Origin of the sequence: Streptococcus sp. 27098_8_70, assembly GCF_041432215.1 — a bacterium.
Lineage (GTDB): Bacteria > Bacillota > Bacilli > Lactobacillales > Streptococcaceae > Streptococcus > Streptococcus oralis_CP.
In genome coordinates this window covers 897423-913084 of record NZ_JAPVZD010000001.1, presented here as the reverse complement: position 1 = coordinate 913084, position 15662 = coordinate 897423, and the positions used below count along the sequence as shown (strand labels likewise).

The following is a 15662-nucleotide window of genomic DNA, read 5'->3' as shown; positions in this document are numbered from 1 at the left end:
CATGAGTAAGAAAAGACGTGATCGTCATAAAAAAGGACATCAAGAACCACAATTCGACTTTGACGAAGCAAAAGACTTGACTGTTGGTCAAGTCATTCGTAAGAATGAAGAGGTGGAGGCTGGAGTATTGCCTGAGGACAGTATCTTAGACAAATACATCAAACAACACCGTGAAGAGATTGAAGCTGACAAGTTTGAAACTCGTCAGTTTAAAAAAGAAGAACTGGCTTCTACTCAAAACCTAGAGGAAATGATCCAAGAAGTGCGAGAATCTAGTGAGACTTCTGATCAGGTAGACGATTCAGACCTGGTTGCTGAGGAATCTATTGAAGAGATAGAAAATGAAGAGACTACTCAGTTTGTTCCACCACTTCAAGATGAAGAAAATGCTGAAATAGAGCCTCTCGTTTTAACAGAAACAGAGCCCAAAGAAATAAATGAGGAACGAGAAGAGGAGACCTATACACCTCTATCACGTTCGGCTCAAACAGAACCTGAAACAGGCTCTAAGAAGAAAGGTGTCATCATCATTGCTTCGGTAGTAGCTGCAATTCTTGTGCTTGCTGGAACGTATTATGTCTACCGTCAAGTATCTCGTTCAAACCAAGAAATCCAGTCTTCTCAAGCAGCCTCTTCGGATGATCAAGGGACACAAACAGCTTTGAAAGACTTCAATGATCTCTATGATACTTTCTATACAGATGCTAATAAGACAGCTCTGAAAAACAGCCAGTTTGATAAATTGAGCCAACTGAAAACCTTGCTAGATAAGTTAGAAGGTAGCCGTGATTATACACTAGCTAAGTCAAGATATGATAGTCTAGCAACTCAAATTAAGGCCATTCAAGATGTCAATGCCCTCTTTGAAAGCCCAGCAATCACTGACGGTGTCTTGGATACCAATGCGAAAGCCAAAGCGGATGCTAAATTTACAGAAATTAAGACAGGCAACACAGAACTAGACAAACTCTTGGATAAGGCCATTAGTCTTGGCAAGAGTCAACAAACCAGTGCTTCCAGCTCAAGTTCAAGCTCTAGCACGAGTCAAGCAAGCTCAAGTTCAGCTACAGAAAGCAATGCAAGCAGTACGACCCCTTCAACAAGCACCGCGGCACCAGCTAGAGATACAAATGGTGGTTTGTCTGGCGATGGGGTTAATCTTCAAAGAAGTGCTAGTCGTGTACCTTACAACCAATCAGCTGTAGATGATAGCAACAATTCTGCTTGGACCTTTGCGGATGGTGTATTGGAACAAGTTCTAGCAACATCACGTGCTCGTGGCTATATCACTGGAAATCAATATATCCTAGAACGTGTCAATATCGTAAACGGAAATGGTTATTACAACCTCTATAAACCAGATGGAACCTATCTCTTCACCCTCAACTGTAAGACAGGTTACTTTGTAGGGAATGGTTCTGGTCATGCAGATGACTTGGACTACTAGGACTCCGTTACAAAATTCTTTCCTTTCATAGGTAAAAATGATAAAATAAAACATATTAAACAAGAGGAGTGTCACATGACAAAAGCTAACTTTGGTGTCGTTGGTATGGCCGTAATGGGTCGTAACCTTGCCCTAAATATCGAATCTCGTGGCTATACAGTTGCCATTTACAACCGTAGTAAAGAAAAAACAGAAGACGTAATTGCTTGCCATCCTGAAAAGAACTTTGTGCCAAGCTATGACGTTGAAAGCTTTGTAAACTCAATCGAAAAACCTCGTCGTATCATGCTGATGGTTCAAGCTGGACCTGGTACAGACGCAACTATCCAAGCTCTTCTTCCCCACCTTGACAAGGGTGATATCTTGATCGATGGAGGAAATACTTTCTACAAAGATACTATCCGTCGTAATGAAGAACTAGCAAACTCAGGTATCAACTTTATCGGTACTGGAGTTTCTGGTGGTGAAAAAGGTGCCCTTGAGGGGCCTTCTATCATGCCTGGTGGACAAAAAGAAGCCTACGAATTGGTTGCTGATGTTCTCGAAGAAATCTCAGCTAAAGCACCAGAAGATGGCAAACCATGTGTGACTTACATCGGTCCTGATGGAGCTGGTCACTATGTGAAAATGGTCCACAACGGTATCGAGTATGGTGACATGCAATTGATCGCAGAAAGCTATGACTTGATGCAACACTTGCTTGGTCTTTCTGCAGAAGACATGGCAGAAATCTTTACTGAGTGGAACAAGGGTGAATTGGACAGCTACTTGATCGAAATCACAGCTGATATCTTGAGCCGTAAAGATGATGAAGGTCAAGATGGCCCAATCGTAGACTACATCCTGGATGCTGCAGGAAACAAAGGAACTGGTAAATGGACTAGTCAATCAGCTCTTGACCTTGGTGTACCATTGTCACTGATTACGGAGTCAGTATTTGCACGTTACATCTCTACATACAAAGAAGAGCGTGTACATGCTAGCAAGGTCCTTCCAAAACCAGCTGCCTTCAAATTTGAAGGTGACAAGGCTGAGTTGATCGAAAAGATTCGTCAAGCTCTTTACTTCTCAAAAATCATCTCATACGCACAAGGTTTTGCCCAATTGCGTGTAGCTTCTAAAGAAAACAACTGGAACTTGCCATTTGCGGACATCGCATCTATCTGGCGTGACGGCTGTATCATCCGTTCTCGTTTCTTGCAAAAGATCACAGATGCCTACAACCGCGATGCTGATCTTGCAAACCTTCTCTTGGATGAATACTTCTTGGATGTCACTGCCAAGTACCAACAAGCAGTGCGTGATATCGTAGCTCTTGCTGTACAAGCAGGTGTACCAGTGCCAACCTTCTCAGCAGCTATTACTTACTTTGATAGCTACCGTTCAGCTGACCTTCCAGCTAACTTAATCCAAGCACAACGTGACTACTTTGGTGCCCATACTTACCAACGTAAAGACAAAGAAGGAACATTCCACTACTCTTGGTATGACGAAAAATAAGTAGGTCTGCCATGGGGAAACGGATTTTATTACTTGAGAAAGAACGAAATCTCGCTCATTTTCTCAGTCTGGAACTCCAAAAAGAGCAATACCGTGTTGATCTGGTCGAGGAGGGACAAAAAGCCCTCTCCATGGCTCTCCAGACAGATTATGACTTGATTTTACTGAATGCTCGTCTGGGGGATATGACGGCCCAGGATTTTGCAGAGAGGCTGAGTCGGACAAAACCTGCCTCAGTGATCATGGTCTTGGACCATCGCGAAGAATTGCAAGACCAGATTGAGACAATCCAGCGCTTCGCCGTTTCTTACATCTATAAGCCAGTGATTATTGATAATCTAGTAGCTCGTATTTCAGCGATTTTCCGAGGTCGGGACTTCATTGACCAACACTGTAGTCAGATGAAGGTTCCAACGTCATACCGCAACCTACGTATGGATGTAGAACATCATACCGTTTATCGTGGCGAGGAGTTGATTGCTCTGACGCGCCGCGAGTATGACCTTCTGGCTACTCTCATGGGAAGCAAGAAGGTCTTGACTCGTGAGCAGTTATTGGAAAGTGTTTGGAAGTACGAAAGTGCGACAGAGACCAATATCGTGGATGTTTATATCCGTTATCTACGTAGCAAGCTTGATGTAAAAGGTCAAAAAAGCTACATTAAAACCGTGCGTGGTGTTGGTTACACCATGCAAGAATAGAAAAGCAGTTGCAGTTATGTAACTGCTTTTTTTTGAGAAGTTTCTATATATTGACATACAATAAAGTCTTTGCTACAATCAGTTATGGAGGAAAGATCTAATGAAAAAATTTAAAATAATGATGCAAGTTGTTCTGACAGTTTCTTTCTTTGCTTTGCTAGCTACAAGCACCGTCTTTGCGGATGATGCTGATTCGGAAGGCTGGCAATTTGTCCAAGAAAATGGTAGAACCTACTACAAGAAGGGGAACCTCAAAGAAACCTACTGGCGAGTGATTGATGGAAAATACTATTATTTTGATCCTTTATCTGGAGAGATGGTTGTCGGCTGGCAATATATACCTGCTCCACACAAAGGGGTTACGATTGGTCCTTCTCCAAGACAAGAGATTGCTTTTAGACCAGATTGGTTTTACTTTGGTCAAGATGGGGTACTACAAGAATTTGTTGGCAAGCAAGTGTTAGAAGCAAAAACTGCTACAAACACCAACAAACATCATGGGGAACAATATGATAGTCCAGTAGAGAAACGAGTCTACTATTTTGAAGACCAAAGAAGTTATCACACCTTAAAAACCGGTTGGGTTCATGATGAGGGGCACTGGTATTATTTACAGAAGGATGGTGGCTTTGATTCTCGCATCAACAGATTGACTGTTGGGGAGCTCGCACGTGGCTGGATAAACGATGATTCAACTTGGTACTATCTAGATCCAACAACTGCTACAATGCAAACGGGTTGGCAATATCTTGGTAACAAGTGGTACTATCTCCGTTCATCAGGAGCTATGGCAACTGGCTGGTATCAGGAAGGCTTATCTTGGTATTATTTAGATGAACCAAATGGCGATATGCAAACGGGCTGGCAATACCTTGGGAACAAGTGGTATTATCTTCGTTCATCAGGAGCTATGGCGACTGGCTGGTATCAGGAAGGTTCGACTTGGTATTATCTAAACGCAAGTAATGGCGATATGAAGACAGGCTGGTTCCAGGTTAATGGCAAATGGTACTACGCTTATAGTTCAGGTGCTTTAGCAGTGAATACGACTGTAGAAGGCTATTCTGTCAACTATAATGGCGAATGGGTTCAATAATGAAAGAGGCGATTGTGAAGGAAACAATCGCTTTTTTTGTGAAAATATAATAAAATAGATAGGAGAAAATACTACTGTATGAAATGAGACGGTCTTTCCGTCTGGTTAAAGGAAAACATGACAAAAAAAGTTGGTGTCGGTCAGGCACATAGTAAGATTATTTTAATAGGAGAGCATGCGGTAGTCTACGGCTATCCAGCTATTTCTCTGCCTCTCTTAGAGGTGGAGGTGACCTGCAAGGTGGTCCCTGCTGAAAGCCCGTGGCGTCTTTATGAGGAGGATACCTTGTCCATGGCAGTGTATGCCTCGCTGGAGTATTTGGATATCAAAGAAGCTTGCATTCGATGTGTGATTGACTCGGCTATCCCCGAAAAACGGGGGATGGGTTCGTCAGCTGCTATCAGCATAGCAGCCATTCGAGCTGTTTTTGACTACTATCAAGCCGACCTACCTCATGATGTACTAGAAATCTTGGTCAATCGGGCTGAGATGATTGCCCATATGAATCCGAGTGGTTTGGATGCCAAGACCTGTCTCAGTGACCAACCCATTCGCTTTATCAAGAATGTTGGTTTTACAGAACTTGAGATGGACTTATCCGCCTATTTGGTGATTGCTGATACGGGCGTGTATGGTCACACTCGTGAAGCTATCCAAGTGGTTCAAAGCAAGGGCAAGGATGCCCTACCGTTTTTGCATGCCTTGGGAGAATTGACCCAGCAGGCAGAAGAGGCAATTAGACGAAAAGATGCTGAGGGACTGGGACAAATCCTCAGTCAAGCTCATTTACATTTAAAAGAAATTGGTGTCAGTAGCCCTGAGGCAGACTCCCTCGTTGAAGCGGCTCTGAGACATGGTGCTCTAGGTGCCAAGATGAGTGGTGGTGGACTAGGAGGCTGTATTATCGCCTTGGTAGCTAATCTGGACCAAGCGCAAGAACTAGCAAAACGATTAGAAGAGAAAGGAGCTGTTCAGACATGGATCGAAAGCCTGTAACAGTACGTTCCTACGCAAATATTGCCATTATCAAATATTGGGGAAAGAAAAAAGAAAAAGAGATGGTTCCTGCTACTAGCAGTATCTCTCTTACTTTGGAAAACATGTATACAGAGACGACCTTGTCGCCTCTACCGACGGATGCGACTGCTGATGCCTTTTATATCAATGGTCGGCTTCAGAGTGAGGCTGAGCATGCCAAGATGAGCAAAATCATCAACCGTTACCGTCCAGAAGGTGAGGGATTTGTCCGTATCGATACCCAAAACAACATGCCGACTGCGGCTGGCTTGTCATCCAGTTCTAGTGGTTTGTCCGCCTTGGTCAAGGCTTGCAATGCTTATTTCCAGCTTGGTTTGAATCGGAGCCAGTTGGCGCAGGAAGCTAAGTTTGCCTCAGGTTCTTCCTCTCGTAGTTTTTATGGACCGTTAGGTGCCTGGGACAAGGATAGTGGAGAGATTTACCCTGTAGAGACAGACTTGAAACTAGCTATGATTATGTTGGTGCTGGAGGACAAGAAAAAACCAATCTCTAGCCGTGACGGGATGAAACTCTGTGTGGAAACCTCGACGACCTTTGATGACTGGGTGCGCCAGTCTGAGAAAGATTATCAGGAGATGCTGGTTTATCTCAAAGAGAATGATTTTGCTAAGGTTGGGGAATTAACGGAGAAAAATGCCCTAGCCATGCACGCTACGACCAAGACTGCTAGTCCAGCCTTTTCTTATCTAACGGATGCTTCCTATGAAGCCATGGACTTTGTTCGCCAGCTTCGTGAGCAAGGTGAAGCCTGTTACTTTACCATGGATGCCGGTCCCAATGTCAAGGTCCTCTGTCAAGAGAAAGATTTGGATCATCTATCTGAAATCTTTGGTCAACGTTACCGCCTGATTGTGTCAAAAACAAAGGATTTGAGCCAAGATGATTGCTGTTAAAACTTGTGGAAAACTCTATTGGGCAGGGGAATACGCTATTCTAGAGCCAGGACAGTTAGCCTTGATAAAGGCGATACCTATCTATATGAGGGGAGAGATTGCCTTTTCTGATAGCTACCGTATCTATTCAGATCTGTTTGATTATGCAGTGGACTTGACGCCAAATCCTGACTACAGCTTGATTCAAGAAACGATTGCTCTAGTGGAAGATTTCCTCGTTTATCGTGGGCAAGCCTTGAGACCTTTTTCTTTGGAAATTCGTGGAAAAATGGAACGGGAAGGCAAAAAGTTTGGTCTGGGTTCTAGTGGTAGCGTCGTTGTCTTGGTGATCAAGGCCCTGCTGGCTCTGTATAATCTTTCAATTGATCAGGATCTCTTATTCAAGCTGGCTAGCGCGGTCTTACTCAAGCGAGGCGACAATGGCTCTATGGGAGACCTTGCCTGTATTGTGGCAGAGGATTTGGTTCTCTACCAGTCTTTTGATCGAAAGAAGATAGCTACTTGGTTGGAAGAAGAAAGCTTGGCAACAGTTTTGGAGCGTGCTTGGGGCTTTTCTATCTCACAAGTAAAACCAGGTCTAGAATGTGATTTCCTAGTTGGATGGACCAAGGAAGTAGCCGTATCGAGTCAAATGGTCCAGCAAATCAAGCAAAACATCAATCAGAATTTTTTAAGTTCCTCAAAAGCAACGGTTGCTGCTTTGGTAGAAGCCTTGGAGCAGGGGAATGCAGAAAAAATCATCGAGCAGGTGGAAACAGCCAGTCAGCTTTTAGAAGGCTTGAGCCTAGATATATACACACCTTCGCTGAGACAGTTGAAAGAAGCCAGTCAAGATTTGCAGGCTGTTGCCAAGAGTAGTGGCGCTGGTGGTGGTGACTGTGGGATTGCCTTGAGTTTTGATGAGCAATCAACTGAAACCTTAAAAAATCGTTGGGCCGATCTGGAGATTGAGCTCTTATACCAAGAAAGGATAGGACATGACGACAAATCGTAAGGATGAGCACATCCGCTATGCCCTTGAGCAGAAAAGTTCCTATAACAGCTTTGATGAGGTGGAGTTGATTCATTCTTCCTTGCCTCTTTACGACCTGGATGAAATCGATCTTTCCACAGAATTTGCTGGTCGAAAGTGGGATTTTCCTTTTTATATCAATGCCATGACAGGTGGAAGTGATAAAGGACGAGAAATCAATCAAAAACTAGCTCAGGTGGCGGAAGCCTGTGGGATTTTGTTCGTGACGGGTTCTTATAGCGCAGCCCTCAAGGATCCTACAGATGATTCATTTTCTGTCAAGTCTAGCCATCCAAATCTCCTTCTTGGAACCAATATTGGATTGGACAAGCCTGTTGAGTTAGGACTTCAGACTGTAGAAGCGATGAATCCTCTCCTCCTGCAAGTGCATGTCAATGTCATGCAGGAATTGCTCATGCCAGAGGGAGAAAGAAAGTTTCGAAGCTGGCAATCGCATCTAGCAGATTATAGCAAGCGGATCCCTGTTCCAATCATTTTAAAGGAAGTGGGCTTTGGGATGGATGTGAAGACCATCGAAAGAGCCTATGAACTGGGCGTTCGAACGGTTGACCTGTCGGGTCGTGGTGGCACCAGCTTTGCTTACATTGAAAACCGTCGCAGTGGCCAGCATGATTACCTTAATCAATGGGGCCAGTCCACCATGCAAGCCCTCCTCAATGCCCAAGACTGGAAAGACAAGGTCGAACTCTTGGTCAGTGGAGGCGTTCGGAATCCGCTGGATATGATTAAGTGCTTGGTCTTTGGTGCCAAGGCTGTAGGACTGTCACGTACTGTTCTAGAGTTGATTGAAACCTACTCCGTCGAAGAGGTGATTGGTATTGTCCAAATCTGGAAAGAAGATCTGCGTTTGATCATGTGTGCCCTTAACTGTGCCACCATAGCAGATCTGCAAAAAGTAGACTACATTCTTTATGGTAAACTAAAAGAAGCAAAAGATCAGATGTAGAGAGGTTGGGACAAGAATCCCGCCCTTTTTTGTAGCCTTTTGTCAACTGTGGTGGGCTGAAAGAACCTAGTTTGTTGGAGCGATTTCTGTCCTATCTCCTTTATCCATCCTCAGACCGAGGTGACTTTTTTGAATTGTGATAAAATAGAAGGGAGAGGATGCATCTATGAAAAAATTTCAAATCTTTTTATTTATCGAAGCCTGTCTATTGACGGGAGCTCTGATTTTGATGGTATCAGAGCATTTTTCGCGTTTTCTGCTGATTCTATTCCTCTTTTTGCTCTTGCTCCGCTATTATACAGGCAAAGAGGGCAACAACGTTTTCCTCCTTGTGGCGACTATTCTTTTCTTTTTCATCGTCATGCTCAATCCCTTTGTGATATTAGCTATCTTTGTGGCAGTTATTTATAGTCTCTTTCTTCTCTATCCGATGATGAATCAAGAAAGAGAGGAGACCGACTTGGTCTTTGAAGAGGTGGTAACGGTTAAAAATGAACACAATCCTTGGTTTAGCAATCTCCATCATTTCTCTAGTCACCAGACATGTCAATTTGACGATATCAACCTCTTTCGCCTCATGGGTAAGGACACCATTCATTTGGAAAGAGTTATCCTAACCAATCATGACAATGTCATTATCCTTAGAAAGATGGTCGGAACGACTAGGATTATCTTGCCCGTAGATGTGGAAATCAGCCTCAGTGTTAACTGTCTTTATGGAGATCTTACTTTCCTCCATCAACCCAAGAAATCCCTTCGCAATGAACACTATCATCAGGAAACCAGAGACTACCTCAAGAGTAACAAGAGTGTCAAGATTTTCCTAACTACTATGGTTGGCGATGTGGAGGTGGTCAGAGGATGAAAAAGCAATCTTATCTGTTAATCGGCCTGACTTCACTCCTCTTTATTCTCTTTTTGGCTAATAGTCTGCTTGATATTCTAAATCTTGATTGGTCCTATTTGCTACAGGATATCGAGAAAACAGAGAAACTCATCTTCTTGATCTTGGTCTTTAGCCTTTCCATGACCTTCTTTTTTGTCCTCTTTTGGTGCGTGATAGAAGAAGTCTCTCGCAGAAAAATGCAGGTCAATCTCAAGCGACTGCTAGCAGGAAAAGAGGTGGTTGCCTTTGCAGATCCAGACTTGGATGCCAGTTTTAAGTCCTTGTCTGGCAAGCTTAACCTCTTGACAGAGGCTGTTCAAAAGGCTGAAAATCAAAGCCTGGTCAAGGAAGAAGCAATCATCGAGAAAGAAAGGAAGCGGATAGCACGTGACCTGCACGATACGGTTAGTCAGGAGTTGTTTGCGGCCCATATGATTTTATCAGGTGTCAGTCAGCAGGCTTTGAAGCTGGATAGAGAAAAGATGCAGACCCAGTTGCAAGGTGTCGCAGCTATCCTAGAAACAGCCCAGAAAGATTTGCGGGTCTTGCTCCTACATTTGCGACCTGTTGAGTTGGAAGAGAAGAGTTTGATTGAGGGGATTCAAATCCTCTTAAAAGAGCTTGAGGACAAGAGTGATCTCAAGGTTAGTCTCAAGCAAAAGGTGTCTAAATTGCCCAAGAAGATTGAAGAACATATCTTCCGCATTTTGCAGGAATTGATCAGCAATACCCTTCGCCATGCCCAGGCATCTTGTTTGGATGTCTATCTCTATCAGACAGATGTTGAATTGCAGCTGAAGGTGGTGGACAATGGGATTGGTTTCCAGTTAGGGAGTTTAGATGACTTGAGTTATGGACTGCGAAATATCAAGGAGCGGGTCGAAGATATGGCTGGAACGGTTCAACTTTTGACAGCTCCAAAGCAAGGACTGGCGGTTGATATCCGTATTCCCCTGCTAGATAAGGAATCATAAAGGAGTAGAGATGAAAATTTTACTGGTAGATGACCATGAAATGGTCCGATTGGGCTTGAAAAGCTATTTTGATCTCCAAGACGATGTGGAAGTTGTGGGCGAGGCTGCCAACGGATCTCAAGGTATTGAGTTGGCCTTGGAATTGCGTCCAGATGTCATTGTCATGGATATCGTCATGCCTGAGATGAATGGGATTGACGCGACCTTAGCCATCCTGAAAGAATGGCCTGAAGCCAAGATTTTGATTGTAACTTCTTACTTGGACAATGAAAAAATTATGCCGGTCTTGAATGCGGGTGCCAAAGGTTATATGCTCAAGACTTCTAGTGCAGACGAACTGCTTCATGCCGTCCGCAAGGTGGCTGCTGGAGAGCTTGCTATTGAACAAGAGGTCAGCAAGAAGGTTGAATACCACCGTAATCATATGGAGCTTCATGAGGAGCTGACTGCGCGTGAGCGAGACGTACTTCAACTCATCGCCAAGGGCTACGAAAATCAACGCATTGCAGATGAACTCTTTATATCTCTCAAGACGGTCAAGACCCATGTGTCCAATATCCTTGCCAAGCTTGAGGTCAGCGATCGTACCCAGGCTGCAGTCTATGCCTTTCAGCACCACTTGGTCGGGCAGGAGGACTTTTAGATGAGTCTTGCAGATTTACTTGAGGAGTTAGAAGCAGCAAAAGACCCTAAAAAAGCAGGGCCTATGGAAGCCTATATGCGCTACCAATTTTCCTTTTTAGGTATTGCAGGTCCTGAAAGAAATGCCCTTTATAAAAAATACTTTCCAAGTGCGAAAAAAACAAAGCTCATCGATTGGGATTTTGTAGACACTTGCTGGGGAAAGGATGCTAGAGAATACCAATATGTAGCTGCAAACTATTTGAAAGCTATGCAGTCTTATCTAACGAAAGATGATTTGCCTAAGCTTGAGCGTCTGGTCGTGACAAAGTCTTGGTGGGACACGGTAGATATCCTAGACCGAGTAGTAGGAAGTTTGGTAGCCGACCATCCGAAACTTGAAGATGTGCTTTTAAAATGGAGCCTCTCAGACAATATCTGGTTGAGGCGAGCCGCTATTGATCACCAGTTGTTAAGGAAAGAAAAAACAAATGTCCAACTGATGGAAAAGATCCTGGTCAACAATCTGGACCAGACAGAATTTTTTATCAACAAAGCCATCGGCTGGGCTCTAAGAGACTACTCTAAAACCAATCCCGAATGGGTAGCACGTTTTATTGAAAAAAATCAGAAAAGAATGGCTGAACTTAGTATTAAGGAAGCGAGCAAGTACCTCTAGCACTATTGAAAAGCGCATTCATTACTTGAAAAAAGTCGCTATTATATGGTATAATGGACTGTATTAAAAATTTTAAGGAGAAATGACAGAATGTCTGTATCATTTGAAAACAAAGAAACAAACCGTGGTGTCTTGACTTTCACAATCTCTCAAGACCAAATCAAACCAGAATTGGACCGTGTATTTAACTCAGTAAAGAAAACTCTTAACGTTCCTGGTTTCCGTAAAGGTCACCTTCCACGCCCTATCTTCGACCAAAAATTTGGTGAAGAAGCTCTTTATCAAGATGCAATGAACGCACTTTTGCCAAACGCTTATGAAGCTGCAGTAAAAGAAGCTGGTCTTGAAGTGGTTGCGCAACCAAAAATTGACGTAACTTCAATGGAAAAAGGTCAAGACTGGGTTATCACAGCTGAAGTCGTGACAAAACCTGAAGTAAAATTGGGTGACTACAAAAACCTTGAAGTATCAGTTGATGTAGAAAAAGAAGTAACTGACGCTGACGTTGAAGAACGTATCGAACGCGAACGCAACAACTTGGCTGAATTGGTTATCAAAGAAGGCGCTGCTGAAAATGGCGACACTGTTGTGATTGACTTCGTTGGTTCTATCGACGGTGTTGAATTTGACGGTGGAAAAGGTGAAAACTTCTCACTTGGACTTGGATCAGGTCAATTCATCCCTGGTTTCGAAGACCAATTGGTAGGTCACTCAGCTGGCGAAACTGTTGATGTTATCGTAACATTCCCAGAAGACTACCAAGCAGAAGACCTTGCAGGTAAAGAAGCTAAATTCGTAACAACTATCCACGAAGTAAAAGCTAAAGAAGTTCCAGCTCTTGATGATGAACTTGCAAAAGATATCGACGAAGAAGTGGAAACTCTTGACGAATTGAAAGAAAAATACCGCAAAGAATTGACTGCTGCGAAAGAAGAAGCTTACAAAGATGCCGTTGAAGGTGCAGCAATCGATAAAGCTGTAGAAAACGCTGAAATCGTAGAACTTCCAGAAGAAATGATCCATGAAGAAGTTCACCGTTCAGTAAATGAATTCCTTGGAAACTTGCAACGCCAAGGTATCAACCCTGACATGTACTTCCAAATCACAGGAACTACTCAAGAAGACCTTCACAAACAATACGAAGCAGAAGCTGAGTCACGTACGAAGACTAACCTTGTTATCGAAGCAGTTGCCAAGGCTGAAGGATTTGACGCTTCAGAAGAAGAAATCCAAAAAGAAATCGAGCAATTGGCAGCAGACTACAACATGGAAGTTGCACAAGTACAAAACTTGCTTTCAGCTGACATGTTGAAACACGATATCACTATCAAAAAAGCTGTTGAATTGATCACAAGCACTGCAACAGTTAAATAATCTTAAAAGAGAAAAAGCCCACCTGACTAGGTGGGTTTTCTGTTGCACTATTATCCAAAAATCTCTTTGAGGTCTGCATCTGTAATCCCGATCATGGCTGGGATGCTAGACCAGTTTTCCTCGGTGAGGATGTAGAATTGTTCAGAGTCACTTGGTGTGGCAGTTTCAGAGAAGGCTTGTTTGCTTTCTTCAATATTAGTTTCAATTAAATCACTGAAACGCTCAATCAGATAGGTCTTGCGGGCAGTCCCGATATGCTTGACTGCATAGTCAAAGGCCTGTAATTCGCCAAGAAGGATGAGCTTGCTCTTGGCCCGTGTGATAGCTGTGTAGATGAGATTTCGCTCCAGCATGCGCTTGCTAGCACTGGTGATGGGCAGGATGACAACGGGAAACTCACTCCCCTGAGATTTATGAATACTCATGGCATAGGCTAGTCGAATCTTGTACCATTCGTTACGTGGGTAGATGACCTCATTGCCATCAAAATCAATGACAATCTCGTCTTGTTTGGACTCGGTGTATTTACCAGGAATTAGGTCTGTGATGTAGCCTAGGTCTCCATTAAAGACATTGACTTCAGCGTCGTTGACTAGGTGAATGACCTTGTCCCCTGTTCGATAGTGACACTGAGTTGCTTCAAAGCTAACTTGCCCCTTTTGCTGAGGATTGAGCAGGTCTTGCATGAGTTGGTTGATGGCGTCAATACCAGCAGTTCCTCGATACATAGGCGCTAGCACCTGAATATCGCGAGCCGGAATGCCACTTCTGAGGGCAGCACCGAGGATTTTTTCAATGGTAGCTGGGATATGGCCACTAGCGATTTCAAAGTAGGAGCGATCAGCTTTTTTCTGGGTGAAATCTGCTGGCAAGATGCCTTGTCGAATCTGGCTAGCTAAGGTGACGATAGTTGATTCTTCACTCTGACGGTAAATCCGTTCCAAACGAGTCTGAGGAATCAGGGGTATCTGGAGCAGGTCAGCCAGGACTTGTCCGGGACTAACAGAAGGTAGCTGGTCGCTATCGCCCACGATGAGTATTTTACTGTTAGAAGAGATGTTGGAGAAGAGTTGGTTAGCTAGCCAAGTATCCACCATGGAAAACTCATCTACAATGATAAAATCGGCATCCAGATAATCTTCCAGATGGCTGGTATCATCATCACCCGTCATTCCCAAATGGCGGTGGATGGTCGCGCTAGGCAAACCTGTCAATTCATTCATGCGCCGAGCCGCTCGACCAGTTGGAGCTGCTAGAAGAATCGGCAGACTGCTTTTCTTCCTGAGATCAAGCCCTTCTAAGAGGGCATAAACAGCGATAATTCCATTGATAACAGTCGTCTTACCTGTACCAGGCCCACCTGTCAGGATAAAGACCTTGTTCTGGATAGCGTCGCAGATAGCCTGTTTTTGAATGGTATCGTACTGAATCCCCAGTTCTTGCTCGACAGTAGAGATATGCTTGTGAATGGTTTCCAAATCCTGATTTTTCTGCTTTCCTTTTTCGAGGATACGAACCAAGTGACTGCGAATGCCTTCTTCAGCGAAAAAGAGGCTGTTATCAAAGATTTTGGTATCAATCTGCTGAACCTTGTCCTCTTCAATTAGATGAGATAATTCCTGAGCTACTTGACTGGGGTCTAGTTCCACAGGACGGGAAGACTCGAGGAGAGTAAGGGTTTGTTCCAGCAAATCTCGGGCTTCCATATAGGTATCGCCCGTATCCATACATCCCTGAAAAAGACTATGAACAAGGCCAGCACGGAAGCGCTCGGGAGCTTGGCTTTCGATACCTAGTTCGGCAGCCAATTGGTCAGCAATGGTAAAGCCCAAACCCTTGATATCTTCAACCAGTTGGTAGGGATAGTTTTCGACAATATCCAGCGTTTCTTCCTTGTAAAAGTCTTGAATCTGAAAGGCAAGTTTATTGGGAATGCCGTAGTTGGCAAGTTTAGCCAAGACCATTTCTGTCCCATAGTTGAGACGGAGGGTGGAGACAAAAGCCTCACGGTTTTTGGCAGAGAGTCCTGCAATGCTTTCCAGCTTTTCAGGATGCTCCAGAATTTCGTCTATGGTATTGTCACCGTAGCTATCAACGATTTTCTGGGCAGTTTTGGGTCCAATTCCCTTGAAATGGCTACTAGAAAAGTACTTGACTAGACCCTTACTAGTGGGTTTTGCCCGCTCATAACGGCTGATCTGAAGCTGTTCCCCATACTTGGAGTGCTGAACGATTTGTCCCCAAAAAGTGTAGTCTTCACCCTCAATCACGTCCGCCATGGTTCCTGTAACGATGATTTCAAAATCGTCAAAGTCCTCCGCATTGGTATCTTCGATATCTAGGAGGAGAATACGATAAAAATTACTGGGATTTTCAAAAATAATCCGTTCAATGGTGCCTGAAAAATAAACTTCCATAGGTTTCCTTTACATGAGTTCATGAGAGTTAAATCCTTAGTTTCTTTCAACAAACTA

At 43.7% G+C, this 15662-nt stretch carries 14 protein-coding genes; 13 read left to right on the top strand and 1 reads right to left on the bottom strand.

Annotated features, from left to right (window positions below; all coding sequences use genetic code 11):
* Window position 1 precedes the first annotated feature (1 nt).
* The 13 genes from O3655_RS04355 to tig all read left to right on the top strand — a co-directional run bounded on the left by O3655_RS04355 (window position 2) and on the right by tig (window position 13188).
* Complete coding sequence (locus tag O3655_RS04355; RefSeq protein WP_268703098.1) at window positions 2–1447, top strand: cell division site-positioning protein MapZ family protein; 1446 nt, start codon at window positions 2–4, stop codon at window positions 1445–1447.
* Window positions 1448–1522: 75 nt separating this feature from the next.
* The gene (gene gndA, locus O3655_RS04350; RefSeq protein ID WP_000158772.1) at window positions 1523–2947 is read left to right on the top strand and encodes an NADP-dependent phosphogluconate dehydrogenase; all 1425 of its coding nucleotides are present in this window, start codon (window positions 1523–1525) and stop codon (window positions 2945–2947) included.
* 11 nt (window positions 2948–2958) lie between these two features.
* Window positions 2959–3648 (top strand): response regulator transcription factor, encoded by a 690-nt coding sequence (locus O3655_RS04345; protein WP_308697201.1) that lies wholly within the window; start codon window positions 2959–2961, stop codon window positions 3646–3648.
* A gap of 100 nt (window positions 3649–3748) precedes the next feature.
* On the top strand, window positions 3749–4744 hold the full coding sequence (cbpF, locus tag O3655_RS04340; RefSeq protein ID WP_042902857.1) for a choline-binding protein CbpF: 996 nt from the start codon (window positions 3749–3751) through the stop codon (window positions 4742–4744).
* A 117-nt stretch (window positions 4745–4861) separates the two neighbouring features.
* On the top strand, window positions 4862–5740 hold the full coding sequence (mvk, locus tag O3655_RS04335) for a mevalonate kinase (protein WP_042902856.1): 879 nt from the start codon (window positions 4862–4864) through the stop codon (window positions 5738–5740).
* On the top strand, window positions 5722–6675 hold the full coding sequence (mvaD, locus tag O3655_RS04330) for a diphosphomevalonate decarboxylase (RefSeq protein ID WP_308697202.1): 954 nt from the start codon (window positions 5722–5724) through the stop codon (window positions 6673–6675). Before mvk ends, mvaD begins: the two co-directional genes overlap by 19 nt.
* Entirely contained in the window at window positions 6662–7669 is a 1008-nt protein-coding gene (locus tag O3655_RS04325; protein ID WP_308697203.1) for a phosphomevalonate kinase, read from the top strand. The genes mvaD and O3655_RS04325 overlap by 14 nt, the downstream gene beginning before the upstream one ends.
* Window positions 7653–8654 carry a type 2 isopentenyl-diphosphate Delta-isomerase gene (gene fni, locus O3655_RS04320; protein WP_049520863.1) on the top strand — a complete coding sequence of 334 codons (1002 nt, stop codon included), beginning with the start codon at window positions 7653–7655 and terminating at the stop codon, window positions 8652–8654. The genes O3655_RS04325 and fni overlap by 17 nt, the downstream gene beginning before the upstream one ends.
* A gap of 166 nt (window positions 8655–8820) precedes the next feature.
* Window positions 8821–9519 carry a cell wall-active antibiotics response protein LiaF gene (gene liaF, locus O3655_RS04315; RefSeq protein WP_049520864.1) on the top strand — a complete coding sequence of 233 codons (699 nt, stop codon included), beginning with the start codon at window positions 8821–8823 and terminating at the stop codon, window positions 9517–9519.
* Window positions 9516–10514: a sensor histidine kinase gene (locus O3655_RS04310; protein WP_049520865.1), complete on the top strand. Its 999-nt coding sequence runs from the start codon at window positions 9516–9518 to the stop codon at window positions 10512–10514. Before liaF ends, O3655_RS04310 begins: the two co-directional genes overlap by 4 nt.
* Window positions 10515–10524: 10 nt before the next feature.
* The gene (locus O3655_RS04305; protein ID WP_250315348.1) at window positions 10525–11157 is read left to right on the top strand and encodes a response regulator transcription factor; all 633 of its coding nucleotides are present in this window, start codon (window positions 10525–10527) and stop codon (window positions 11155–11157) included.
* Window positions 11158–11814 carry a DNA alkylation repair protein gene (locus O3655_RS04300; RefSeq protein ID WP_371641194.1) on the top strand — a complete coding sequence of 219 codons (657 nt, stop codon included), beginning with the start codon at window positions 11158–11160 and terminating at the stop codon, window positions 11812–11814. It begins immediately after the preceding gene.
* A gap of 90 nt (window positions 11815–11904) precedes the next feature.
* A complete protein-coding gene (gene tig, locus O3655_RS04295; RefSeq protein ID WP_000116504.1) occupies window positions 11905–13188 on the top strand; it encodes a trigger factor in 1284 nt (427 codons plus the stop codon).
* 50 nt (window positions 13189–13238) lie between these two features.
* Here the strand turns inward: tig and O3655_RS04290 are convergent, their stop codons facing one another.
* A complete protein-coding gene (locus O3655_RS04290; protein ID WP_049520868.1) occupies window positions 13239–15605 on the bottom strand; it encodes an ATP-dependent RecD-like DNA helicase in 2367 nt (788 codons plus the stop codon).
* Window positions 15606–15662: the final 57 nt, after the last annotated feature.

Coding starts and splice junctions, on each gene's coding strand:
- O3655_RS04310 (WP_049520865.1), top strand. CDS start 9,516: ATGAAAAAGCAATCTTATCTGTTAATCGGCCTGACTTCACTCCTCTTT.
- O3655_RS04300 (WP_371641194.1), top strand. CDS start 11,158: ATGAGTCTTGCAGATTTACTTGAGGAGTTAGAAGCAGCAAAAGACCCT.
- O3655_RS04345 (WP_308697201.1), top strand. CDS start 2,959: ATGGGGAAACGGATTTTATTACTTGAGAAAGAACGAAATCTCGCTCAT.
- O3655_RS04290 (WP_049520868.1), bottom strand. CDS start 15,605: ATGGAAGTTTATTTTTCAGGCACCATTGAACGGATTATTTTTGAAAAT.
- tig (WP_000116504.1), top strand. CDS start 11,905: ATGTCTGTATCATTTGAAAACAAAGAAACAAACCGTGGTGTCTTGACT.
- gndA (WP_000158772.1), top strand. CDS start 1,523: ATGACAAAAGCTAACTTTGGTGTCGTTGGTATGGCCGTAATGGGTCGT.
- fni (WP_049520863.1), top strand. CDS start 7,653: ATGACGACAAATCGTAAGGATGAGCACATCCGCTATGCCCTTGAGCAG.
- O3655_RS04355 (WP_268703098.1), top strand. CDS start 2: ATGAGTAAGAAAAGACGTGATCGTCATAAAAAAGGACATCAAGAACCA.
- O3655_RS04325 (WP_308697203.1), top strand. CDS start 6,662: ATGATTGCTGTTAAAACTTGTGGAAAACTCTATTGGGCAGGGGAATAC.
- mvk (WP_042902856.1), top strand. CDS start 4,862: ATGACAAAAAAAGTTGGTGTCGGTCAGGCACATAGTAAGATTATTTTA.
- mvaD (WP_308697202.1), top strand. CDS start 5,722: ATGGATCGAAAGCCTGTAACAGTACGTTCCTACGCAAATATTGCCATT.
- liaF (WP_049520864.1), top strand. CDS start 8,821: ATGAAAAAATTTCAAATCTTTTTATTTATCGAAGCCTGTCTATTGACG.
- cbpF (WP_042902857.1), top strand. CDS start 3,749: ATGAAAAAATTTAAAATAATGATGCAAGTTGTTCTGACAGTTTCTTTC.
- O3655_RS04305 (WP_250315348.1), top strand. CDS start 10,525: ATGAAAATTTTACTGGTAGATGACCATGAAATGGTCCGATTGGGCTTG.